Raw genomic sequence first — 21,607 nt, 5'->3', positions numbered from 1 at the left:
CGGGGCATTCCGCAAGATCCGACGGGTAGCCGCGTGCAGCCGGAGGCACGAGAGTGCTTCCGCCATGCGTGAATGATCCGGCTTGTTGCCCGCGCTTGGCCTGCCAATGCTCCGCGCGTGGACGCATCGAAGGCGGTTCTGGCGGCAGTCCTGCCAGTGTATTTGTTGATTCTGGCCGGGGCCTTCCTGCGGAAGATCGGAGTGCTCAAGAAGGAGCAGGACGAGCCCGTCTTCCACCTCGTCTTCAGCGTGCTCTACCCCTGCCTGATCCTGGACAAGATCCTGGGCAGCGAGAGCGTGAAGCAGCCGGGCGGCGTGCTCTGGGGCATCGGCGCGGGCTTCGTGCTCACGGTGCTGAGCTTCGGCGGAGCATGGCTGGCGGCGGGCCTGCTGCGCTTCCAGAAGGGCAGCGGCAAGCGCACCTTCACCCTCTCCGCCGGGGTGCAGAATTTCGGCTACACGGCCATCCCTGTGGTGGAGCAGGTGTGGGTGGGCGGCGGCGCGCTGGCCATGCTCTTCGTGCACAATCTGGGAGTGGAGCTGGCGATCTGGTCGGTGGGGGTGATGCTGCTCTCCGGGGACCGGCAGATCCCGTGGCGTCGCCTGCTGAATGGCCCGGTGGTCTCCGTGCTGCTCGGCCTGATCCTGGTGGGCAGCGGCGTGGATACCTTCCTGAATCCCGCGCCGGAGGGCTGGGTGCCGGACAATTGGTTCGAGGGCGGCATCTACGGTCTCGGAGCCGCGCTGCGGAAGACGATGGGCTGGCTCGGCGCCGGGGCCTTCCCGGTGGCGATCCTGATTACCGGCGCGGTGATGTTCGATCTCGTCGCGGCGGAGAAGCCCTCGCTGAAGGTGGTGCTTGGCGGCTGCGTGGTGCGGCTGGCGGTGCTGCCGCTCTTCCTGCTGGCCGCGGCCAAGTTCCTGCCCGCCCCGCTGGCGCTGAAGCAAGTGCTGGTGGTGCAGGCCGCCATGCCCTCCGCCATGACGCCGATCATGCTCGCGCGCATCTACGGCGGCAGGCCCGGAGTGGCCGTGCAGATCGTCATCGCCACCACGGTGGTGAGCTTGTTCACCCTGCCCTTCGTGATTGTGTGGGCTATGAAGTGGGTGGGGATCTAGGTGCGTTTCCCGCAGCGCTATGCGCCGGGCAGCAGCACTGTTCCGCCGTCCTTGCGGGACCACTCCAGTTCGCTCAGGTCGATCGCCAGATCGCTCAGGTAGCCTTCCCGTTCGCGATCGTCCGCGGGGCGCGGGAACTCCGCCCGGATCTTCACGGTGCCGCCCACGATTCCCACCCGCGTGGCGATGTAGCCGGGGGTGCCGTGATGGCTGCACTTCAGCGTCTCGGTGTATTCGCCGTGCGCGCTCACCGAGCCTTCCTCCGCTTCCACCGCATGGTCGGTGAAGGATAGGCCCGCGATCCGGCAGGAGAGCGTCTCCGGCTGCCCGTCGTTCAGCCGCTGCTTCTCGGCGAGATCACGCACCACGTCCTCGAACTCCTGCGATTCGAGGTGCTCCATCAGGGGCCGCTCGGGTTCCTCACTCATGTTCCGGGATGGGGCGGACATCGGAGTTGCGGTCGATCGGTGTTGGCATGTGGCAAGTGCCGCAGCTTTCGTGCCGAATGCCGCCCGTGCTCCAAGGACCCGATACCTTGCCTATAGGGCGAGCGTTCTGCAATCACGCTCTGCAAAAAGACGCCCCGGGCGCGCCATGCCGGTGGCAGCGCTGTGGCGAAGGTGCCTAGGGCCGTATCGCATCTCCCGCTCATCTTGCCGCGGGGCACGGATCCCGCTGGGAGCATGGGAATATGAGCGCTCCATCCCAAGACCCGAAGCCCGGTCACGCCCCCGAATTCCATCCCGATCCGATCACCGGCGAGCCCGGCGCACATCCGCTGGGCACCGGCATCGGTGCGGCCGGAGGGGCGGCTGCCGGTGCCGCCTTGGGCGCGCTCGGCGGACCCGTGGGGGCCTCCATCGGCGGAGTGATCGGAGCCATCGCCGGAGGTCTGGCGGGCAAGGGTGTGGCGGAGAAGATCGATCCCACGGCGGAAGAGGCCTACTGGCGGGAGAACTTTCATCGCGAGCCGTACTACGAAGAGGACAAGGACTTCGCCGACTACGGGCCCGCCTACCAGATGAGCGTGGCGCGCTATGAAGAGGACGCCCGCTTTGAAGATCACGAAGCCGCGATGGCCGAGGAATGGGACAGCGCCAAGGGCAGCTCGACCCTCCACTGGCTCCAAGCCCGTGCCGCAGCGAAGGCCGGCTGGGACCGGCTGCACCGCCGCCGCGATGGCAGCGTGGGCGACGAGGGACCGATCTAAGCGCTTCCCGTCATGCACATCATCCTTGGCGGTACCGGGCACATCGGCTCGGCTCTCGCAGGCCTCTTGAGCGTGCGCGGGGAGGAGGTCACCATCATCACGCGCAGTGCCGACAAAGCGCGGCGCTGGCGCGAGAAGGGCGTGCAGGCCTCGGTGGCGGACGTGCACGACACGGCATCCCTGCGCTCTATCTTCCGGCGGGGACGGAAGCTCTTTCTGCTGAATCCGCCTGCCGATCCGGCGACGGATACGGATGTGGAAGAGCAGCGAAGCCTCGACGCGATCATGGAAGCGCTGGAAGAGAGCGGGCTGGAGAAGGTGGTCGCGGAATCGACCTATGGCGCACAGGCCTGCGAGCATTGCGGCGATCTCGGCATCCTCCACTCGATGGAGCTGCGGCTGGCCGCGAAGGGCATCCCCTTCAGCATCCTCCGCGGGGCCTACTACATGAGCAATTGGGATGCGGCGCTGGAAATGGCGCGGGATGGAGGCGTGGTGCAGAGCTTCTACCCGGCGGACTTCGCGCTACCCATGGTCGCTCCGCGGGACATCGCGAAGGTCGCGGCACTCCGGATGACCGCGCCGGTCGGGGAGCAAGGCACCTGGCATGTGGAAGGGCCGGAGCCCTACACGGCGGGAGATGTGGCCGCGGCCTTCGCCCATGCGCTGGACCGCGAGGTGCGGGTGGAGGTGGTGCCGCGGGAGCAGTGGCAGAGCACCTTCCGTAGGGCCGGGTTCTCGCAGCCCGCTGCGGAATCCTATGCGAAGATGACCGCGCTGACGCTCGACCAGCACTACACCGTGCCCGGCGAGCCGGTGCGGGGCCAGACCACGCTGAAGCAATACATCTCCGATCTGGTGTGGAAGGGGCAGGGGAGCTAAGGCGGAGGGTGCCCCTATCCTCCCCGCTTGCCGATAACCTAACTTCTCGACGGACCGGCGCGGGGGGCTACAGTCGGAGCGTTCATCCTCCCATGACCCCCTCCCATGAACACAAACCCTCCCCCGGTGTACGCCGCGGGTGCGATCCCGGATCGCGCCCCATCCCCCTCCCACAGGCAGGCTAGGCCTTCCCTGCGATCCCTCGTCCCGGCACTGGCATTCGCGCTGCTCGCGGCGCTGCCGGCATCCGCCACCACGGGCACGATCTACTACAACAGCTATAGTACCGCGCCCGCCATGAACGTGCGCGCGATCGGTGTGGATGGCTCGAACGCCCGCACCATTTCCCTGCCGGTACCATCGCCCGCGCTGCCGGTGGTCTCGCGGGATGGCCGCTGGCTGCTCACCAGCTCCGGTGGCCCGCTGGCGCACGTGATGCTCAGCCAGAATGTCTTCCGCACCGATTTGACGAATGGCGCGACCACGCAGGTGACCCGCTTCATGGACACCTACTCGGACGGTATCACCATCTACGAGAACCCTCAGGGCGAGCCGGAGTTCGATACCTACTCCTACTACACCACCCACCTGCCGAACCATAAGGCCTTCTCGCCCACCGGGGACCGCGTCGCCACGCTCGATCTGGCCGCCGTCTCCGGGAAGCAGCCGGGCGGTGTGCGGCTCCCGGCGACGCAATCGCCCGTGCTGGAGGTGTATCCCGTGCCGCAGACCACCCCGGTGGCCACCTGGCTGGCGGGCGGCACCGAGCGCACCGGCGTGAACCAGGCGGGGGACGGGCTGGACTGGCATCCCACCCGCGAGGAGATGGTCGGAACCTTCCGCTCCAATATCCCTCTCACCAGCAATATCAGCTCGGGAGGCTTCACGGAGGGCACGGTGCTGCAGGTCTATGCCAGCTCCGGCACGACTCCGCTGCTGCGCCCCCTCACCGCACCCACGGGACGGTCCTACTATGACTTTAGTAATTTTTACATCCAGAGCGAGACGGAGCAGGACTACGCGCCCTCCATCTCGCGGGATGGCAGCAAGGTGGCCTACGTGCGGAACACGCTGTTCTCGGATTCACGGGTCGCCGGGGGCGCCATCCGGCTGGTCCGCTGCGCCATCCGCATCATCAACTACGACGGCAGCGGCGACCGCGAGCTGATCGCCTTCGGGAACAACTTCTGGATCACGAAGCTCGCCTGGTCGCCGGACGGCACGGAGATCGCCTTCGATGCCGCGCCGCGCCTGGTCTCGAACGGGCTGGAGTTGCAGATGGGGAACATGGCACAGTCCGCCATCTACATCGTGAAAGCCAGCGATGCCGCCCACCGCTTGCTGGTGCCCGCGCCTGCCGCGCATCCCACCTGGTCACCGCTGGGGGCCACGCTGCCGGCGGATCTGCCGCTGGTCCGTGCGGTGCGGGCCGGGAGTACGCTCCAGCTCCAGATGTCGAATCTCACGGTCGCGCGGCAATACGACATCGAGGTGAGCACGAATCTCGGGCAGTGGACCACCGACCAGACGATCACCGCCGCCGCGGCCAGCCAGACGGTGAACTACACCATTGCTCCCGGCGTGCGGGCCCGCTTCTTCCGCGTGCGCCCGCGCTAGCGCGCCGGCAGGTCGAGCCACCATACCCGCGACAGGTCACCGCTGCCCGCATGCCGCTGCCCCGGGAGGCGGCAGGGGTGCTCCGGCCTGCCGATGAGTCCGGCATCGATGCGGAGCTCCGCGGCGGCCATCCGCAGGGATTCCACCGCTGCCGCCGCCGGCGTGTGGAACCATGCGTGCAGGCTCTTGCCGCCGGTGTGCAGGATGGCCGCGAGCTCCCAGCGCGACTGGTCCCGCAGCCAGCGGATCATGGCGAGCGAGTCCGCCAGGTGCGCCGCCATTTCCAGCGCACCCGCGGGCTTCACGCCGCCGAAGCCATCGAAATCCAGCACGGTATAGGGCGCGTGAAGTACGGCATCAATCGTACGTGAGACCGTGCCGGGCCGCCACAGGGCGGGGGAGACCATGGGGCCGATCCCAGCATCCACCGCGGCCTGCCACTCTGCACGGGTCCGCCAGTGCGCGGCATGGGCAGGGCCGGAGTGATGCACCTCCCCGGTCCAGAGCCGTGCCTTCGGCGGGTAGAGCGTGGCGAGGAAGTGGCGCGGATCGGAGACGACCCGCGGGCCGTCCGGACGCTGCGGGGAGTCCTCCCACACCTCCACGCGCGGCCACGGATGAGCAGCCAGCAACTCGCGCAGGGTGCTCCGTGCGCTGCTGCGGAGTTCTGCCCGTTTCTGCTCGCGTGCCTGTTCGCGGGCACGCTGTTCGCGCCAGCGGCGGCGCTCGCCATCATCCCTGCGGCGCTCCGCCATCACCCCGGCCAGAGCGAAGATCCGGCGGCGGTGCTCGCCATCGCCCGGGTGCGCGGCGCAGGCGAATTTCCCGCTGGGGAAGATCACCAGATGTTCCGCCCGGCGGTCCTGCTGGTTCTCCGCGCAGGCCGGGCAGCGCGCGATGAGCTTCCCCGCACGCTGGCGCACGCGCTCCAGCAGGGAGGGATCGAGATGGGATTCGGTATCGGTCATGTATGTGTTTTGTTAGAGTCGGGTGATCTGGGAGCGCGGAACTCCGGCTTTGCGGAGTGGTCCGACACGAAACTCCTCTCTCCTCGGACAAGCTCCGGCCCGCAGAAGCCACCCTCGATGCGCTCGGCATCACGAGGCAGGAATGGATATCGCCGGTGGCTTCTTCTCAGACCGCCAGTGGTCACCCGCTACAAGGGTGCTTCTGCGGGCCGGAGGCTCCGCGCTCCCGGGCGCTGACGCGTCTGCGTTCGCCAATCGAGCCGCAGGCTGCACGCAGTCCAAGGCGGCGGTGCCGCGTCCGCGTCCACCGGCAGATGCGGCATTTTACGGGAGAGTCTGTCCCATCCGTCCCACTACCCTAGGGGTGTGGGACGGATGGGATGGAAGCGGTGGAGTCGCGGTGGGGTTACTGTAAATATAGTAGTATATTTTATACACTACCCATCCCTTCATTTGCGCCACCCTCTTGCCATTGCCGTCCCGTCCGTCCCACACCCCTAGGGTAGTGGGACGGACGGGACAGGCTAGGCCTCCTCCTTCCACCACAATTTGCCATCAGCGTCCTCGACGATGTTGTCCGGGAACTGCTTCAGGATCCTATATGCCGTGCTGCGACTACACAGTTCAGCATTCACCAGTCGCGCGGCGGCCTTTCCGATGGGTTCTCCGGCCATGCCCGCGAGCACTTTCCTGATCGAGGCGAAGGGGACCGCGGTTCCCTTCGCTCCCGCCTCCGCCCCTTCCAGAAACCCCGCCATATCAAACTCCGGATTCGGCTCAAACAAGCCGTTCCTCCGGAACCACGCGCTGGGGGCGCCCTCCGCGCCGTCGTTGTTCTTGCAGCAGGTCAGCACCACGGTGTCGTCACTCACGTCATTGCTCGCGGCTTCCAGGGCGAAGACGCAGCGGGCGGAGCTGCCGATCTGGTAGCTACCTGCCAGCTCGTGCAGAAGCTCGCGGCCCTGCTTGCGCCCGGCGTCCCCGCTCTTCTTCCGCATGTGGTGGATGACCAGCAGCGCGGGCTTCTCCGCCGGGTCCTCCGGCAGGCATTCGAAGACGGCGTCCAGCGCCCCGCGGTAGTCCGCCTGCTTGTCGCCATCCGCCGCACGGTTCCAGGGATCGATGATCACCAGCCCCGGCTTGAAGCTGGCGATCTTCTCCCGCAGCTCCTGACGGAAGCCCGGCTCCTGGAAGGCCAGCCCGTAGGTGGGGGGAGGGGTGATGCCCACCCAGCCCTCCAGCCGCTCCTCCTGCCCGCGCATCGCTTCCACCAGCTCCTCCTTCAGCCGGTAGGGGCCGTTCTCGCACTGGATGATCAGGGTGCGGAAGCGGGCATGGACGGGATAGCCCAGCCACGGCACCCTGCGGGCCCCGGCGATGGCCAGACCCAGCGCGGCCCGGCTCTTGCCCACCCCCGGCCAGCCGCCCAGCACGGTCAGGTTCCCGCGGGCGAGGTGGCACTCGCCCATCAGCCGGAAGTCCGCGGGCGGCTGGAAGTTCAGGAAGTCCGAGACCGTCCAGACCTGTAGCCACTGGCGCTTCGCCACTGCCGGGGCTGGCGCATAGGACTGCGAGGCCCGCGCGATGGCCGCCTCCGCTTCCGCATCCGCCGCGGCATTGGCTGCCAGTTGCTCCGCGATCTCCTCCTCCGACCTGCCCGCCCCGCGCATGAGCGCCTCCACGGTGATCGGCTTCGCATTCTCCTGTCCCGGGTAGTAGGGGATATTGAAGCTAAAGCTCATGCCGCACCTCCTTCCTGAGCGGCTTGCGACTGCGCTTGCTGCTCCGCCGCCAGCTGGTCCAGATAGGCGCAGAGGCTGGGGAAGGAGATCAGACGCGTCCCCGTCGCCTTGCCCGGCGGGCACAGGCTCACCGACTTCACCCGCCCGTCCCGGATCATCAGCGCCGCATGCGCTTGGCCGATCCCGAACAACTCCTTCACCTGCCGCGGGCGGATCCACTCCGGATCGCGCACCTCGTTCTTCATCCCTGCAATCGTTCCTCCTTGTTCAATGTGTCGTCCTGACATGTGTGCAGATGAACATGTGGTGCCGGGTCTTGGCTAGGGGCGCGTTCCTTGCCGGCCTCACTTCGGAAATTTCCCATTTTGGATCTAACTCCCGGAATTTCACCCATCTGCTTCCGGCTCAATCACTGGTGCTGATCGGTGGCAAAATCCGGGTCCCCACTGGTCCAATCCGCTTTGCTCAAATCGGGAATTTCCCCGGTCCCGGATTCCTCCTGAGAACCGCTGCCCGGCAGCGGCGAAACAAGCGTTGGGATTGTGTTTGGAAATGTTGGAATTTGAGGGCGATTTCTCGGTTAGAAACTTGAAAGGGGGGTGTGGATTCCTTTGTATTGGGAGGCGCACGCCGTTTCATATGACAAACGAATCTGACTGGGAAAACAACTCCGACAACCCCCGGGCCCGCTACATCGTGCCGAACCTCGATCGTGCCTTGGTCATGCTCGAGCTTCTGAGCTCCCGCCCGGAGGGTATCAACGTGAGTGACTTGGGCGTGGAACTGAAGATCCCGAAGAACAGCGCCTTCCGCATCGCGGTGACGCTGGAGAACCGGGGCTTCCTGGAAAAAGTGGAGAATACCAAACGCTATCGCCTCACCCCGCGCCTGCTGATCCTCGGCGCGATGTCGGTGACGGATGCGAATCTTTTCGAGAAGTCGCTCGATGTGATGCGCCGCCTGCGCGACGCCACCGGCGAGACCGCCCTGCTCGGCACCTTCGCCGATGACGAGGGCGTGGTGCTGGACCAGGCGCTGGGCACGCACCACTTCAAGTTCGCGGTGGATCCGGGCACCCGCTTCTGCCTGCACACCGCCGCCCCGGGCAAGGCGATGCTGGCCGGCCTGCCGGAGAGCGAGCGCGTGGCCCGCGTCTCGCGCCTGAAGATGCCGCGCTTCACGCCGAATACCATCACCTCGCACGATGTGTTTTTAAAGCATCTGAATGAGGTTGCGGCCCGCGGCTATGGCTTTGATCTTGGCGAGGAAATGGAAGGGCAGACCTGCATCGGCGCCGCTATCCGCGGTGCTACCGGTGCCGTGATCGCGGCCCTGTGGATCACCGCACCATCCTCGCGGATTCCGGATGGCCAGCTCGATGCCTTCGGTGCCGTGGTGAAGTCCCACGCCGATGAGATTTCGAGCCGGTTCGGCGCTGTTCTTTCCCAGATTGCATGAGGTACTTGTGGGTCATCGGACTTGGAGTCGCTGGAGCTTCCGCCCTCGGGCAGGAGTCTAACAGCGAGGGCGTGGAGTTCTTCCGCACGGAGGTGAAGCCGATCCTGGAGCAGAACTGCTTCAAGTGCCACGGCGGCACCGACGAGAAGGGCCACCCGAAGGTGAAGAGCGGACTGCAGCTTCTCAGCCGTAAAGGGCTGATGAAGGGCGGTGCGCATGGAGCCGCCATCAACGAGTCCGAGCCCGCGAAGAGCCTGCTGCTGGAGGTCATCTCCTACCAGAACGAGGACCTGCAGATGCCGCCGCGCGGCAAGCTGGCGGAGGAAGAGATCGCCAAGATCACCAAGTGGCTGGAGATGGGCGCACCGTGGACTCCCGAGGACGCGGAGCTCATGGTGGAGGTGCACGATCCGCTCGCCGGCGTGACCGAAGTCAACGAGAAGACCAAGGCCCACTGGTCCTACAAGCCGATGGAGCGGCCCCCGGTGCCGCAGGTGGCGGATGCCGCTTGGAACGCAAACCCGGTGGATGCCTTTCTGCGCGCGAAGATCGACGAGAAGGGCCTGCAGCCGGTGGGCGAGGCCTCGAAGCCCGCGCTGCTACGACGTCTCTCGTACGACCTGACCGGCCTGCCGCCCTCGCTGGAAGACATCAAGGCCTTCGAGGCGGATACTTCTCCGGATGCCTGGAGCAAGCAGGTGGACCGCCTGCTGGCCTCCCCGCAATACGGCGAGAAGTGGGCCCGCCACTGGCTGGACTTGGTGCGCTATGCGGAATCGAACGGCTTCGAGCGCGATAACGAGAAGCCCTTCGTCTGGCGCTACCGCGACTACGTGATCCGTAGTTTCAACCAGGACAAGCCCTACGACCGCTTCGTGATGGAGCAGATCGCGGGCGACGAGTTGCCAGACAAGACGGCGGACTCGCAGATCGCCACCGGCATGCTCAAGCTGATGGCATGGGACGACGAGCCCGCCGACCGCAAGCAGCACTTCTTCGACGTGATGGACGACAATGTCCGCACGGTGACGGAGGGCTTCCTGGCCATGACCGCGGGCTGCGCGCGCTGCCACGATCACAAGGGCGACCCGATCCCGCAGTCCGACTACACCAAGTTCGTGTCCTTCTTCCGCGGCATCGAGCCGATGGGGAAGGGGGGCAAGCAGACTCAGTTCATCGAGTCTCCCGAGTTCGAGCAGGAGCGGGATGCCCGCATGGTCGAGCTGAAGGCGGAGGAAGACAAGATCCGCAAGTGGATGAGCGGCGTGGAGGCGGATGCCCGCGCCAATGTGGAGCGCACCCGCCCGGAGGTGGCGCAGAAGGTGAACAACCTGGCCAGCATGGACCGCTGGCTGGTGACGGATGCGCGCCTGCGCCCGACCTCATGGTTCTATAGCGTGACCAAGCCTGCGGACGATTGGTCGGCGGTGGGCTTCCGCGCGGAGCAAGCGAATTGGCAGCAGGGCGTGGCCCCCTTCGGCACCGCCTCCGCGAATGCGCAGGCCCGCACGGTGTGGACCGGCTCGGACATCTGGCTGCAGACCAGCTTCGGCCTGGAGTCGATCCCGAAGGCGGTGATGATCCACCTCTTCCACGATGAGGACGCCACGATCTATTTGAACGGCCAGCTCGTGCTGCAGCGCGAGCATCACTCGATCGACTACGACCGCATCGAGGCTCCGGAAGCCTTCATGCGCGCCCTGCAGACCGGCCGGAACGTGCTCTCCGTGCATGTGAAGCAGACCGCGGGCGGACAATTCTTCGACATGGGTCTGGAGGTGGACGCCGTAACTCCGGCGGATCTAGTACTTCGCCGCGACCTGCGCGCCGCCAGCCGCCAGGACCGCATGAACTATCGCAAGGGCATGGCGCGTCTCGATGAGATCGCCGCGCTGAAGAAGGCTCCGGGCATCGAGGCCCTCGTCATCACGGAAGGTGGCCCGGTGCCGCCGCCGACGCTGATCCACCTGCGCGGCAGCGCGCATGCGGAGGGGGATGAAGTGCGCCCCGGCTTCCCGAAGATCTGGGGTGGCCAGGATGCCGTGATCCCGCCCGTGCCGGAAGGCGCGAAGAGCAGCGGCCGCCGCCTGGAGCTCGCCAAGTGGATGACCCGTGCGGACAACCCGCGCACCGCCCGCGTGATGGTGAACCGCATGTGGCAGCACCACTTCGGTCGCGGCCTGAGCCCGACGCCGAATGACTTCGGCTACCTCGGCACCGCTCCCACCCATCCCGAGCTGCTCGACTGGCTGGCCACCGAATTCGTGGCGAAGGGCTGGAGCATGAAGGCGATGCACCGCCTGATGCTGAACTCGAAGGCCTATCGCATGTCGATCGCCTCCGAGCCGAAGGCCGCCGCCGCGGACCCGGGCAATGATCTCTTTTGGCGCTTCAATCCCCGCCGCCTTACCGCGGAGGAGCTGCGCGATTCCATCCTGGCCAGCACCGGCGAGCTGAATCTCGAGATGGCCGGCCCCAGCGTCTACATCCCCATGCCGGAGGAAGTGCTCGCCACCTCCTCCACCAAGGGCGGCAAGTGGGGCACCAGCACACCGGACCAGGCCGCACGCCGCAGCGTGTATGTGAAGATCAAGCGCTCGCTGCAGTCGCCGCTCTTCACCGACTTCGACGGTGCGGACACGGATAACTCCTGCCCCAGCCGCTTCACCACCACGGTGCCCACGCAGGCACTGGCGATGATGAATAGCGAGTTCATCCACACCGAGGCCAAGGCCCTGGCCGGGCGCCTCAAGAGGGAGCACCCGGATGACCTGCAAGCGCAGGTGAAGCGGGCCTTCGAACTCGTCGTCTGCCGCAGCGCGGACGAATCGGAAGTCGCGCTCTCGCTCGCTTTCATCAACAAGTTGAAATCCGAGAACCAGCTCGATGTGGATCTCGCCCTGCAGCGCTTCTGCGTCGCGGTCTTCAGCTTCAACGAATTCTTCTACATCGATTGAGATGCAAGACTGGAAGATTCAAGACGCAAGACTTGAGTCTGTGATCCTCAACCGTGTCCTCCGGTCTTGTGTCTTGCGTCTTCAAGTCTTGAGTCTTCTTCAATCATGATCCTTCGCCCACCCACCGGCAATTTCTGCGGTCGCGTTCATCGCCGTGAGTTCCTCCACCAGATCGGTGGCGGTTTCACCTCGCTCGCGCTGGCAGGCATGATGTCCAAGGACGGCGCCTTCGCCTCCGAGTTGCAGTACGACAATCCGCTCTCGCCGAAGCAGCCTGCGCTGCCCGCGAAGGCGAAGTCGGTGATCTTCCTCTTCATGTATGGCGGCCCCAGCCACATGGACACCTTCGACTACAAGCCGAAGATGTACCCGCTGGATGGCAAGAGCATCCCGATCAAGACCTTCGGTCGCGGCGGCAAGAAGAACGAAGGCCGCGTGGTCGGACCCAAGTGGAAGTTCAAGCAATACGGCCAGAGCGGCAAGTGGGTCTCCGACCTCTTCCCGAACGTGGGCGAGTGCGTGGACGATATCTCCTTCATCCACTCCATGACCGCGGACTCGCCGATCCACGGCTCCGCGATGCTGATGATGAACAGCGGCTCGCTGCTCACCGGCAAGCCCTCCATGGGCTCGTGGGTGAACTACGGCCTCGGCTCGCTGAACGAGAACCTGCCCGGCTATGTGGTGATGCTGGACAAGACCGGCGGCCCCATCTCCGGCGCGAAGAACTGGAGCTCCGGCTTCATGCCCGCCAGCTACCAGGGCGTGGTCTTCCGCTCGCAGGGGAACCCGATCCTGAACCTGCAGAACCGCCCCGGCATGGACCGCGTGCAGCAGCGCTCGCTGCTCGATTTCCTGGGCGATATCAACAAGTCCCACCTGAAGGGCCGCGAGCACAACTCCGACCTCGCCGCGCGCATCGCCTCCTACGAGCTGGCCTTCCGCATGCAGGCCACCGCGCCGGAAGCCATCGACGTGGACAACGAGCCGGAGCACATCAAGAAGCTCTATGGCATGGATGGCACGCGCACGGATGACTTCGCGCGCAAGTGCATCCTCGCCCGCCGCCTCGTCGAGCGCGGCACCCGCTTCATCCAGATCTACTCCGGCGGCGCTCACAACGATGACAACTGGGATGCCCACGGCGACCTGGTAAAGAACCACGAGTTCCACGCCGGCAATACCGACAAGCCGATCGCCGGTCTGCTCAAGGACCTCAAGCAGCGCGGCCTCCTCGATGAAACGCTCGTCATCTGGGGCGGTGAGTTCGGCCGCCAGCCCACCGCGGAATACGCGGAAGGCACCGGCCGCGACCACAACTCCTACGGCTTCACCATGTGGATGGCCGGCGGCGGCATCAAGGGCGGCACCAGCTTCGGCGAGACCGATGAGCTCGGCGGCGAGGCTGTGAAGGATCGCGTGCAGGTGAAGAACCTCCACGCCACCGTGCTCCAGCAGATGGGCCTCGATCCGAATCACCTCAGCTACTTCTACGCCGGCCTCGATCAGAAGCTCGTCGGCGTCGAAGGCGCGGATCCGATCCAGGAGATCATCGCGTAGAGGCGCAGCCTTCTTGGACTGGTCAATCTCTCTCCGGGCTCGTGTCGGGCTACTTGCGAGCCGCCTTGTCATGAAACAAGTCGGCGCGAAAGGCATCGAGGCGGAGCCTCCTTGGACTGCGTGCAGCCTGCTGCCGCTTTCGGCAGGCAGCCTGCTGCCGTGAAGCAGCGGGAAGGGTCGCGGGTTTCTCTCCGGGGATGTATCCTACCAGCTCCCGTAGTTCACGTGGCTTTTGGTTACTGCGGGCCAATCGATCACGGATCTACGGATTGGACGGATTACACGGATTCTGAACCGATGAATGGGCCGGAGTTCACCGCCTTGCTCGAGGAAATCCGTAAATCCGTTGGAATCCGTAAATCCGTCGCTACTGCCCGAAGCACCGAAAAGTCACTTGGTTGAATCGACTTGGCATCAGGTTACTCCGGTGCCGCTCGGTCGGGAAGCTCGGCACCTGATGGTCCGGGATGACCGGGGAGCGGTGTCTCCGGCTTGGTTGAAGACGATCACCAGCTTCGCCTACGAAGAGATCGCGGAGAGAGACGGGGAATAAAAGCCGCAGTCTCCTTGGACTGCGCGCAGCCTGCAGCGGGAAGAGTCGCGGGCGCGCATTCCGCACGGCTCGCGATTGCAAAAGGGGGTGTCTTCCTGCCCGGAAGCTTGCGAATCCAAGCAATCAACGGTGGAACACTCCCTGCGGATGGTAGGCAAACCATCCGCCATGAATGCCGCCGATATCGTCCGAGCTTGCTTCGATGCCTACGACTCCCGCGACCGCGCCACGATGGAGCGCTTGCTCGCGGACGACTTCACCTTCAGCAGTCCGCTGGATGACAACATCAGCCGCGAGAAGTATTTCGAGCGCTGCTGGCCGAACGAGAGCGGCAAGACGGAGCGGAAGATCCTGCGCGTCTTCGCCGAGGGTAACGAGGTCTTCGTGACCTACGAGTGCACCCGCGCCAATGGCGAGCGCTTCCGCAATACCGAGTTCTTCCGCCTCGAGGGCGGACGGATCCGCCACGTGGATGTCTTCTTCGGCGGGGATGATCCATCAAAGGCTGCGGCGGAGGAACTGCGCTCGATCGTGGAGGAAGGCGTAGCCGCCTGCCGGGCGAAGGATGCGGATACCATGGTGACCCATCACGCCGCCGGGGTGCTTGCCTTCGATGTGATAGATCCGCTGCGTTACGAAGGCGCGGATGCCGTGAAGCAGCGCGCGCAGCAATGGCTCGATTCCTTCACCGGTGAGATTGGCTACGAGTTGAAGGATCTAGTGGTCGTCGCCAGCAGCGATGCCGGCTTCTGCCATAGCCTGAATCACGTCACGGGCACCAAGACCGACGGTCAGGAGATCAGCATGTGGTGGCGCGCCTCCATCGGCTTCGAGAAGATCGATGGTGAATGGCAGGCCACCCACCTCCACAGCTCCGTGCCCTTCGACATGGAAACGGGGAAGGCTTCGCTGGCTTTGACCCCTTGATTTTCGAAGACGCCGGATACCTGATTCGAGGTGCAATCAAAGGTCCTCGTAAGGCATCGAGAAGGTGTCGCCGTCCTCGATCTTCCCGCTCAGCAGTCCCTTCTTGAACCAGCGTGTGCGCTGCTCCGAGCTGCCGTGGGTGAAGGAGTGGGGGATCACGCGTCCCTGCGTCTTCTTCTGGATCGCGTCGTCGCCGATTGCATTGGCGGCGCGCATGGCTTCTTCGATGTCGCTGCGATCCAGCTTCAGCGTTTGCTGCGAATGATTCGCCCATACCCCGGCGAGGAAGTCGGCCTGGAGTTCGAGCCGGACCGAATACTCGTTGTACTTCGGCTGCCCGCGCATCGCCGCCACCTTGTCCGAGGTGCCCAAAAGCTTCTGCACGTGATGCCCCACCTCATGCGCGATCACATAGGCTTGGGCGAAGTCTCCCGGTGAATTGAAGGTCTCCGCCAGCTCGTCGTAAAAGCTGAGGTCGATGTACACCTTGCGATCCGCCGGACAATAGAACGGCCCCATCTCCGCACCGCCGGTGCCGCATCCCGTCTGAGTCCTCCCGCGATAGACCTGCAGGCCAGGCAGATCATACTTCCGGCCGACCCGCGCAAATTCCTTGGTCCACACGTCTTCCGTGCTGCCCAGCACCACCTTGACGAATCGGAACCGCTCTTCGTCCTCCGAGCTCACCCGGCTCTGCTGGGCCGGGCCAACAGCCCCTCCGCCGAGAAGGGTGTTCAGGTCGATGATGCCGCACTTGACCAAAAAGAAGGCAAGCACCACCCCGGCGATAACCCCCTTGATGCCGAAGGTCCGGCCGATGAAGGTGAGAAGGCCGAGCGCTCCGCCGCCCATGCGGGTCCCGCCGCCTCCGGCACTCCTGCCGCGCGCGTCATCCACGTTATCGCTTTCCCGGTTTCCCTTCCATTCCATGTTCGCCACTATTCATGGTCGCCGCCGTGGTGGCGAGAAATCTCCTCCTCGGGCCCATCAATTCCAGAAGCGGGTAGGTGGTATGTCGTGGAGACTCTCCACTCCATCCGCCATTTTCCAATCGTAGCGGCCCGGGAGTTATGCTTGTCTCCCCGCGTGTCCTCCGCGATCGAGAAGCTCTCTTGCAAAGGCTGCGGCGCCCCGCTGCCGCGTCGGAAGACCTCGCGCACCATTGTCTGCGAGTATTGCTCCTCGACCCTGCAGTTCGCCCTCGATCCCGGTCCGGAAACCGCGAAGGATGTGGTGAACCTGCGCAAGACCCTGAAAGACCTCGATCTCGCTTGGGAACGCTACAAGCGCTCGGTGGGCACACCGGATGGCACGGGCAACTACGATCCGCCGGATGAGAATACCGCGTTGGGCTACGCGGTGATCGGCGGCCTGGGCACCCTCGTGGCCACCGTTCTCTTCGGGGCCTTCACCTTGTGGTTCATTCCCATTCCTCTGGTCGTAGGCTTCTTCATCACCCGTCATCACTACCTCTTCGAGCTGCTGCGGGCCCGTGCCTACGCCGCCTCCGGGAAGCTCTATGCCGACCGCCGTGCGGAGCTCGTCACACGCCTCGCCGGACTGGAAGGCAAGATCGCGGTGGCTTCCTGAGCATGAGCAAGAAAAGGAAGACGCGGCAGGGAAAGATCCGCGCCCAAGCCCGTGGGCCGACTACCTCCCTGCGGGATCGGCAGGAGACGTCGGCTGCTGATGCTCCGAGAAGCATCTTCAAGCGGGATCCGCAAGAGACGGGGAAACAGTATGTCGACCGCTTGAGCACCTGGCTATGTCTGCGGATCGCGATGTTCTTCGTGCCGCTGGCAATCATCAATTGTCTACTTACTTGGAAGGAGCCCCGGCTCCGCTTTGCGGGAATGATCGTGGACCAATATGGCAAGGCCGTGCCGGGAGCTGTCGTCACATGGGACACTGAGAGCCGTAGGATCATCTTTCCCTTCGACCCCGACGGTCAGACGACGACCGATGGGGACGGCCGGTTCTGGATCAGATCAAGAAGTCTCACGGCGCACAGCCTGAAGCTTCTATCAATCTCGAAGGCGGGTTTCAGGGAGGGCGCCGAACGCCTTGTTGATCTGGAGGCCAAGGAGCATCCCGAGCTCACCTTTGCGATCCGGAAGATCGATTAGGTGTCGTCTCGCCAATTACTTTTCGCTCCTTCGACAAATTCCCCCGCTTCTGGCGCTGGATTGGGTCAAAGCCGTCACCGGGCGCTAAACCCCGGGGGCGCTTTCCGACGTTCTTGCCAATCCATCCGCCCATGAAATCCCGTTTCTCGCTCGCCACTCTTCTCCTGGTCTCCACCGTCTGCGCCGATCCGGCCGTGAAAGTCACCACCGGCTTCAGCGCCACCGATGCTGGCTTCAAGAGCGGCGGCATCCGTCCTCCCGCCATGAATGACGCGGGCAAGGATGCCTTCTTTCGCGTGGTCTCCGGCAAGGCGGACGAAGCCTGCGGCGTGCTGCCCGTGGTGAAGGATGGCCGCGGCCCCTCGAACCAGGATGATCCGGAGGCGAACTTCTTCTTCGCGAATGGCGACAAGGGCGGCCGCCTGAGCGTGGAGCTCAAGGCCCCGATCGAGGTCAAGGACATCGCCACCTACTCCTGGCACACCGGTGCGCGTGCCCCGCAGATCTACAAGCTCTACGCCGCGGATGGCACTGCCCCCGGCTTCAATGCCGAGCCCGCCGCCGAGGTCGATCCCGCCACCGCCGGCTGGAAGCTCGTCGCGGAAGTGGACACCCGCAAGAACGGCGAGGCCGGCCAGCACTCCGTGCTCATCTCCACCGAAGGCGGCGAGCCGCTCGGCAAGTACAGCCGCCTGCTCTTCGACGTCGCGGCGAATGACAACCCGCACGGTCAGGGCAACACCTTCTTCAGCGAGATCGACATCACCGATGCCAAGGGCCCCGCGCTCCAGCACTTCGAGAAGAAGGTAGAGACCTTCACTTCCAAAGACGGCAAGTTCAAGTATGTGCTCAATTCCTCCGAGAGCCCGGACCTGCACGAGTGGGCGAAGGTACACCTGATGCCGGTCATGGAGGACTGGTATCCCAAGCTCATCGAGATGATCCCGGTCGATGGCTACACCCCGCCGGACACCATCAACTTCACCATGAAGCTGGCCACCACGCTACCCGGCCATGCGCAGGGCGTCCCCGCCTTCGCCAGCGGTAATAACGTGACGCTGAACGCGAACTTCATGCGCGACCAGCAGGGCGGCGAGGCCATCGGCTGCGCCATCCACGAGATCGTTCACGTGGTGCAGTTCGGCAGCCCCGGCGGCTCCACCCGCGGCCAGCGCCCGCCCACCTGGGTCACGGAAGGCGTGGCCGACTACATCCGCTGGTTCCTCTTCGAGCCGCAGGCCAAGGGCGCCGAGATCACCCAGCGCAACTTCGCCAGCGCGAACTACGACTCCAGCTACCGCATCACCGCGAACTTCTACGACTTCGTGATCAAGAAGTACGAGAAGGACCTGATGAAGAAGCTCAACCTCGCCACCCACCAGGGCTACAGCGAGGACCTCTGGAAGCAGTGGACCGGCAAGACCGTGCAAGAGCTCGACGCCGAGTGGAAGGCCGCGAACAAGGAGCGCCTGGGCATCCAGTAAGCTTCCTCTCCGCGAGGGGCTAACCCGGGAGCGAAGCGGAAGTCACTTCTTCCGCTGCTCCATGCGGCAATCGGGATCGGCGGGCACGGGCTCGCCGGTCTGCTCGACAGGGTGGGTGAAGAGGTAGCGCCAAACTTCCTCGTGGAGATACTTGCCCTTCTCATCCTTCGGCGCTTGTCCGCCGGGGACCACACCGCTGTGGGCGCGCTTGGCATCGCCCTTCACATCGGCATCGCTGATCAAGCGGCGTGAGTTGCCGAAGGGCGGCGGGGTGTTCTCGACATTCACCAGCGGGCCGTAGTCCTGCAGCTTGAGCATCTGCCAGGAGCGGCAGTAGTGGTCGTTCTCCCAGCCATCGTCGAGGACATGGGTGAAAGCGAAGAAGCGCTTCCCCGGCGTGGCGGAGGGCAGGGACTGCCAGGCCTCGTATTGGTCGCGGGGACCGGAGAACATGACAACGCGGTCCACCTTCACCTGCTTGGCCATGCGGGCGGCGGTCGTGGAGCCGTGGGAAATGCCGCTGAGGATGACCTTCTCCCAGCGCAGGTCCTTGCCATCCTCTGTTAGAAATTGCTTCCACCCGCCCTGCGGGTTCTCTCGGTCGAGCCACTTCACGAATGCCACCGAGCGGCCCATGATGCTGTCGGGCTTGGGGATGCTGACCTTGTCGCTCAGGTCCTCGCCGGTGGCGGCTTCGAGCCGGATCTTCGAGAGGTAGAGGTCATCGGCAGGCGGCGCGCCGGAGTAGAGTTGGGAGAACCAGCCGTTCGCGTAGTGCACCTGGATGGCGTGCAGGCCGTAGGAAGACACCCGCTCGAAGAGCCCCTGGTTGTGCCCCATCAGCCAGATCACCAGCTTGCCTTGGTCCGGCACGCGGGTATCCACACAGGCGTGTTGCAGGTCGGCGGGCTTGCCGTCCTTGGTGAAGGCGAAGGAGATCTCGGGATGTTCCTTCGCCTGCGGGTCGATGGCGCTGGCGCGGGCTTGGAGATCGTAGCGCTTGGGGGCCGGGTCCTCGTAGGCGAGAGCGAGGGACGGAAGTAAGAGGATGCTAAGCAGTCTCATGGCTTTCATGCTTTCCATGCGGGCACGGCCTTTGCCATCTGCCACATCATCTGGTCGAGTGCCAGGTCGATGCCTTCACGACGGACATTCGTGAGCGCCGCCCATGACAGTCCGCCGGAGGTGCGCACCGCGATGGACGAGGTGCCGGGCAGGCTGCCATTGTGCCAGCGGTTGCGCGCGCCATTCACGGCCCAGCCGCAGGCGTAGCCGCCGTGGCAGGCGGGAGCGGTGGTCATGGTGGCGATGCTCTCGGGCTTGAGCAGGCCGCCGGTCTTGCCGCTGTGGACGAGGAACTTCACGAGATCCGCGGGCGAGGCGATCCAGCCGCCGTGGGAATCCATGCGGCGCACATTCATGCCGTAGGGAGACTCCCCCTCGTAGTAGACCACCTCGTTCTTCGCCCGCTCGTCGCGGGTGTTGCCCGCGAGTTCCATGCCGGTGATGCTGGCGGGCTTGAAGACCGATTCACCCGTGAAGCTGGTGTAGGATTTCCGGCTGACCTTCTCGATGATGCGCCCGAGCAGGCAGTAGCCGAAGTTCGAGTAGGAGTAATGGGTGCCCGGCTCGTGCTCGAGAGGCTGCTCTTCCAGAGTGCGCTCGATCAGGTCCTCGTGCCGGAGATCCGGATGCATGAACATGGGGTCGTTGCGGCTATTTCCCCAGCCGCCGCAGGTGTGATCGAGCAAGTGATGGATGGTAATCTTCTCCAAACGCTCCTGCCGGGCGGCAGGGAGATCCGCCTCGAAGTAGCGCCGCTTGCCGAAGACCGGCTCGTCCAGCTTCAGCTTGCCCTGCTCGATCAGGCGGAAGATCGCCACCGCGGTGACGGGCTTGGCCACGCTGGCGATGCGGAAGCGATGCTCCGGGGTGACCTTCTCCGAGCGATCCTTGTCGGCCATGCCGTAGGCGCCGCTGAAGAGCGGGCTCTCGTCCGTGCCGAAGGCGACCGAGAGGGCGGGCACTTGGAACTTCTCCATGAAAGCCTTCGCGATGGCCTCGATGGCATCCTGCTCGGCGGCGGAGGGCTCCACCGCTGCGGCGAAAGCGTGCGGGCTGAGGAAGCTGGCCGGGATCGCGAGACCGAGGCGTTGCAGGCAGGAGCGCCGGGTGATGGTGGACATGGCGGGTTTCCCTTCTGCAACGCTGCCGGGAGGGGCATCCTATCAGCGATTCCCGGGGCGGCCCGCCCGCGGGGTTGACTTGGGGCGGCGGGCCGGTCATGCCAGCGCCGCATGTTGCCCCTGCGGATCCTATTCCTGGACGAGCACCTTGTCGCGATCGACAAGCCGGCGGGGATGATCGTGCACCCGGGGCGTGATGAGGAATCGCCGGAGTGGATTGCGATGAAGCGCGTGCGGGACGAGCTGGACCAGCAGGTCTACGTGGTGCACCGCCTTGATCGCCCGACCTCCGGGGTCCTGCTTTTCGCCCGCGACCGGGCGACCTGCGCGATCGTGCAGCAGTCCTTCGAGCAGCGGCGGGTGCAGAAGACCTACCTAACCGTGGTGGATGGCGTGACGCCGGAGCGCTGGTGCTGCGAGCGTGCGCTGCAGAAATCCCAGGACGAGCCGCCGCTGAGTGCCCGCACGGATTTCCAACGCCTGCTGGTGGCGGAGGCGGGGAGCTTCCCGGAGATGCCGAACCTGAGCCTCTCGCTGCTGGAGGCACGGCCCTACACGGGGCGTTACCACCAGATCCGCCGCCACCTCGTGGACGATGGTCACCCGATCGTGGGCGACTACCGCTATGCCGGCGTGGATCGCTCGGATGAGCTGGGCAGCCTTCTCGGCACCGGCACCCGCATGCTCCTGCAGGCGAAAGTGCTGGAGATCTCGCACCCCTACACCGGCGAGATGCTGCGGATCGAGGCTCCGCATGATCCGGATTTCCTGCGCTGCTTCCCGGAGCTCTCCGGCGAGGTGGTGGCCGCGGTCTGAGC

Annotated in this window: 19 protein-coding genes; 12 read left to right on the top strand and 7 right to left on the bottom strand. The window is 65.0% G+C overall.

The annotated features are described in order from the left end of the window. Nucleotides 1–72: 72 nt before the first annotated feature. Entirely contained in the window at nt 73–1,119 is a 1,047-nt protein-coding gene (locus tag OJ996_RS18870) for an AEC family transporter (protein WP_264515211.1), read from the top strand. A 17-nt stretch (nt 1,120–1,136) separates the two neighbouring features. Here OJ996_RS18870 and OJ996_RS18865 read toward each other — a convergent pair whose 3' ends face one another. Beyond that, nucleotides 1,137–1,547: a hypothetical protein gene (locus OJ996_RS18865; RefSeq protein ID WP_264515210.1), complete on the bottom strand. Its 411-nt coding sequence runs from the start codon at nt 1,545–1,547 to the stop codon at nt 1,137–1,139. Nucleotides 1,548–1,810: 263 nt separating this feature from the next. Here OJ996_RS18865 and OJ996_RS18860 point away from each other — a divergent pair, with 263 nt between their 5' ends. From OJ996_RS18860 to OJ996_RS18850, 3 genes are all read left to right on the top strand, one after another. Continuing rightward, complete coding sequence (locus OJ996_RS18860) at nt 1,811–2,329, top strand: hypothetical protein (RefSeq protein ID WP_264515209.1); 519 nt, start codon at nt 1,811–1,813, stop codon at nt 2,327–2,329. 12 nt (nt 2,330–2,341) lie between these two features. Further along, entirely contained in the window at nt 2,342–3,211 is an 870-nt protein-coding gene (locus OJ996_RS18855; RefSeq protein ID WP_264515208.1) for an NmrA family NAD(P)-binding protein, read from the top strand. Nucleotides 3,212–3,316: 105 nt separating this feature from the next. Next, a complete protein-coding gene (locus OJ996_RS18850; protein WP_264515207.1) occupies nt 3,317–4,828 on the top strand; it encodes a beta-propeller domain-containing protein in 1,512 nt (503 codons plus the stop codon). On the opposite strand, the gene OJ996_RS18845 is transcribed toward OJ996_RS18850, so the two are convergent. The 3 genes from OJ996_RS18845 to OJ996_RS18835 all read right to left on the bottom strand — a co-directional run bounded on the left by OJ996_RS18845 (nt 4,825) and on the right by OJ996_RS18835 (nt 7,825). Next, complete coding sequence (locus OJ996_RS18845; RefSeq protein WP_264515206.1) at nt 4,825–5,796, bottom strand: hypothetical protein; 972 nt, start codon at nt 5,794–5,796, stop codon at nt 4,825–4,827. The two genes, OJ996_RS18850 and OJ996_RS18845, sit on opposite strands and share 4 nt — an antisense overlap. Nucleotides 5,797–6,320: 524 nt before the next feature. Further along, on the bottom strand, nt 6,321–7,538 hold the full coding sequence (locus tag OJ996_RS18840; RefSeq protein ID WP_264515205.1) for an AAA family ATPase: 1,218 nt from the start codon (nt 7,536–7,538) through the stop codon (nt 6,321–6,323). Next, nucleotides 7,535–7,825 carry a hypothetical protein gene (locus tag OJ996_RS18835; RefSeq protein WP_264515204.1) on the bottom strand — a complete coding sequence of 97 codons (291 nt, stop codon included), beginning with the start codon at nt 7,823–7,825 and terminating at the stop codon, nt 7,535–7,537. Before OJ996_RS18835 ends, OJ996_RS18840 begins: the two co-directional genes overlap by 4 nt. Nucleotides 7,826–8,177: 352 nt before the next feature. On the opposite strand from OJ996_RS18835, the gene OJ996_RS18830 reads away from it, so the two are divergent. The 4 genes from OJ996_RS18830 (at nt 8,178) to OJ996_RS18815 (ending at nt 14,993) form a co-directional block, all read left to right on the top strand. Then, entirely contained in the window at nt 8,178–8,996 is an 819-nt protein-coding gene (locus OJ996_RS18830; protein ID WP_264515203.1) for an IclR family transcriptional regulator, read from the top strand. Further along, nucleotides 8,993–11,953 (top strand): PSD1 and planctomycete cytochrome C domain-containing protein, encoded by a 2,961-nt coding sequence (locus OJ996_RS18825; RefSeq protein WP_264515202.1) that lies wholly within the window; start codon nt 8,993–8,995, stop codon nt 11,951–11,953. The genes OJ996_RS18830 and OJ996_RS18825 overlap by 4 nt, the downstream gene beginning before the upstream one ends. A 105-nt stretch (nt 11,954–12,058) precedes the next feature. After that, on the top strand, nt 12,059–13,513 hold the full coding sequence (locus OJ996_RS18820) for a DUF1501 domain-containing protein (protein WP_264515200.1): 1,455 nt from the start codon (nt 12,059–12,061) through the stop codon (nt 13,511–13,513). 721 nt (nt 13,514–14,234) lie between these two features. Then, nucleotides 14,235–14,993, top strand: coding sequence for a nuclear transport factor 2 family protein (locus OJ996_RS18815; protein ID WP_264515199.1), 759 nt, complete (start codon nt 14,235–14,237; stop codon nt 14,991–14,993). A gap of 36 nt (nt 14,994–15,029) precedes the next feature. On the opposite strand, the gene ypfJ is transcribed toward OJ996_RS18815, so the two are convergent. Further along, nucleotides 15,030–15,923, bottom strand: a complete 894-nt coding sequence (gene ypfJ, locus OJ996_RS18810) for a KPN_02809 family neutral zinc metallopeptidase (RefSeq protein WP_264515198.1) — start codon at nt 15,921–15,923, stop codon at nt 15,030–15,032. 156 nt (nt 15,924–16,079) lie between these two features. Here ypfJ and OJ996_RS18805 point away from each other — a divergent pair, with 156 nt between their 5' ends. The 3 genes from OJ996_RS18805 (at nt 16,080) to OJ996_RS18795 (ending at nt 18,603) form a co-directional block, all read left to right on the top strand. Beyond that, nucleotides 16,080–16,583 carry a hypothetical protein gene (locus OJ996_RS18805; RefSeq protein ID WP_264515197.1) on the top strand — a complete coding sequence of 168 codons (504 nt, stop codon included), beginning with the start codon at nt 16,080–16,082 and terminating at the stop codon, nt 16,581–16,583. A 2-nt stretch (nt 16,584–16,585) separates the two neighbouring features. After that, entirely contained in the window at nt 16,586–17,119 is a 534-nt protein-coding gene (locus OJ996_RS18800; protein WP_264515196.1) for a carboxypeptidase-like regulatory domain-containing protein, read from the top strand. Nucleotides 17,120–17,250: 131 nt separating this feature from the next. Beyond that, complete coding sequence (locus OJ996_RS18795; RefSeq protein WP_264515195.1) at nt 17,251–18,603, top strand: basic secretory protein-like protein; 1,353 nt, start codon at nt 17,251–17,253, stop codon at nt 18,601–18,603. 42 nt (nt 18,604–18,645) lie between these two features. On the opposite strand, the gene OJ996_RS18790 is transcribed toward OJ996_RS18795, so the two are convergent. Then, nucleotides 18,646–19,668, bottom strand: coding sequence for a BPSS1187 family protein (locus OJ996_RS18790; protein ID WP_264515194.1), 1,023 nt, complete (start codon nt 19,666–19,668; stop codon nt 18,646–18,648). Nucleotides 19,669–19,673: 5 nt separating this feature from the next. Beyond that, nucleotides 19,674–20,789 (bottom strand): serine hydrolase domain-containing protein, encoded by a 1,116-nt coding sequence (locus tag OJ996_RS18785; RefSeq protein WP_264515193.1) that lies wholly within the window; start codon nt 20,787–20,789, stop codon nt 19,674–19,676. 111 nt (nt 20,790–20,900) lie between these two features. Here OJ996_RS18785 and OJ996_RS18780 point away from each other — a divergent pair, with 111 nt between their 5' ends. Further along, nucleotides 20,901–21,605 (top strand): pseudouridine synthase, encoded by a 705-nt coding sequence (locus OJ996_RS18780; RefSeq protein ID WP_264515192.1) that lies wholly within the window; start codon nt 20,901–20,903, stop codon nt 21,603–21,605. Nucleotides 21,606–21,607: the final 2 nt, after the last annotated feature.

It is taken from the genome of Luteolibacter rhizosphaerae (assembly GCF_025950095.1).
GTDB classification, from domain to species: domain Bacteria; phylum Verrucomicrobiota; class Verrucomicrobiia; order Verrucomicrobiales; family Akkermansiaceae; genus Haloferula; species Haloferula rhizosphaerae.
The sequence above is the reverse complement of the archived record's forward strand: the minus strand, read 5'-3'. Positions and strand labels throughout refer to the sequence as shown.

Bases quoted from the DNA above. Each gene is read 5' to 3' on its own strand.
- OJ996_RS18870 (WP_264515211.1), top strand. From the start codon at position 73: ATGATCCGGCTTGTTGCCCGCGCTTGGCCTGCCAATGCTCCGCGCGTG.
- OJ996_RS18865 (WP_264515210.1), bottom strand. From the start codon at position 1,547: ATGAGTGAGGAACCCGAGCGGCCCCTGATGGAGCACCTCGAATCGCAG.
- OJ996_RS18860 (WP_264515209.1), top strand. From the start codon at position 1,811: ATGAGCGCTCCATCCCAAGACCCGAAGCCCGGTCACGCCCCCGAATTC.
- OJ996_RS18855 (WP_264515208.1), top strand. From the start codon at position 2,342: ATGCACATCATCCTTGGCGGTACCGGGCACATCGGCTCGGCTCTCGCA.
- OJ996_RS18850 (WP_264515207.1), top strand. From the start codon at position 3,317: ATGAACACAAACCCTCCCCCGGTGTACGCCGCGGGTGCGATCCCGGAT.
- OJ996_RS18845 (WP_264515206.1), bottom strand. From the start codon at position 5,796: ATGACCGATACCGAATCCCATCTCGATCCCTCCCTGCTGGAGCGCGTG.
- OJ996_RS18840 (WP_264515205.1), bottom strand. From the start codon at position 7,538: ATGAGCTTTAGCTTCAATATCCCCTACTACCCGGGACAGGAGAATGCG.
- OJ996_RS18835 (WP_264515204.1), bottom strand. From the start codon at position 7,825: ATGTCAGGACGACACATTGAACAAGGAGGAACGATTGCAGGGATGAAG.
- OJ996_RS18830 (WP_264515203.1), top strand. From the start codon at position 8,178: ATGACAAACGAATCTGACTGGGAAAACAACTCCGACAACCCCCGGGCC.
- OJ996_RS18825 (WP_264515202.1), top strand. From the start codon at position 8,993: ATGAGGTACTTGTGGGTCATCGGACTTGGAGTCGCTGGAGCTTCCGCC.
- OJ996_RS18820 (WP_264515200.1), top strand. From the start codon at position 12,059: ATGATCCTTCGCCCACCCACCGGCAATTTCTGCGGTCGCGTTCATCGC.
- OJ996_RS18815 (WP_264515199.1), top strand. From the start codon at position 14,235: ATGAATGCCGCCGATATCGTCCGAGCTTGCTTCGATGCCTACGACTCC.
- ypfJ (WP_264515198.1), bottom strand. From the start codon at position 15,923: ATGGAATGGAAGGGAAACCGGGAAAGCGATAACGTGGATGACGCGCGC.
- OJ996_RS18800 (WP_264515196.1), top strand. From the start codon at position 16,586: ATGAGCAAGAAAAGGAAGACGCGGCAGGGAAAGATCCGCGCCCAAGCC.
- OJ996_RS18795 (WP_264515195.1), top strand. From the start codon at position 17,251: ATGAAATCCCGTTTCTCGCTCGCCACTCTTCTCCTGGTCTCCACCGTC.
- OJ996_RS18790 (WP_264515194.1), bottom strand. From the start codon at position 19,668: ATGAGACTGCTTAGCATCCTCTTACTTCCGTCCCTCGCTCTCGCCTAC.
- OJ996_RS18785 (WP_264515193.1), bottom strand. From the start codon at position 20,789: ATGTCCACCATCACCCGGCGCTCCTGCCTGCAACGCCTCGGTCTCGCG.
- OJ996_RS18780 (WP_264515192.1), top strand. From the start codon at position 20,901: ATGTTGCCCCTGCGGATCCTATTCCTGGACGAGCACCTTGTCGCGATC.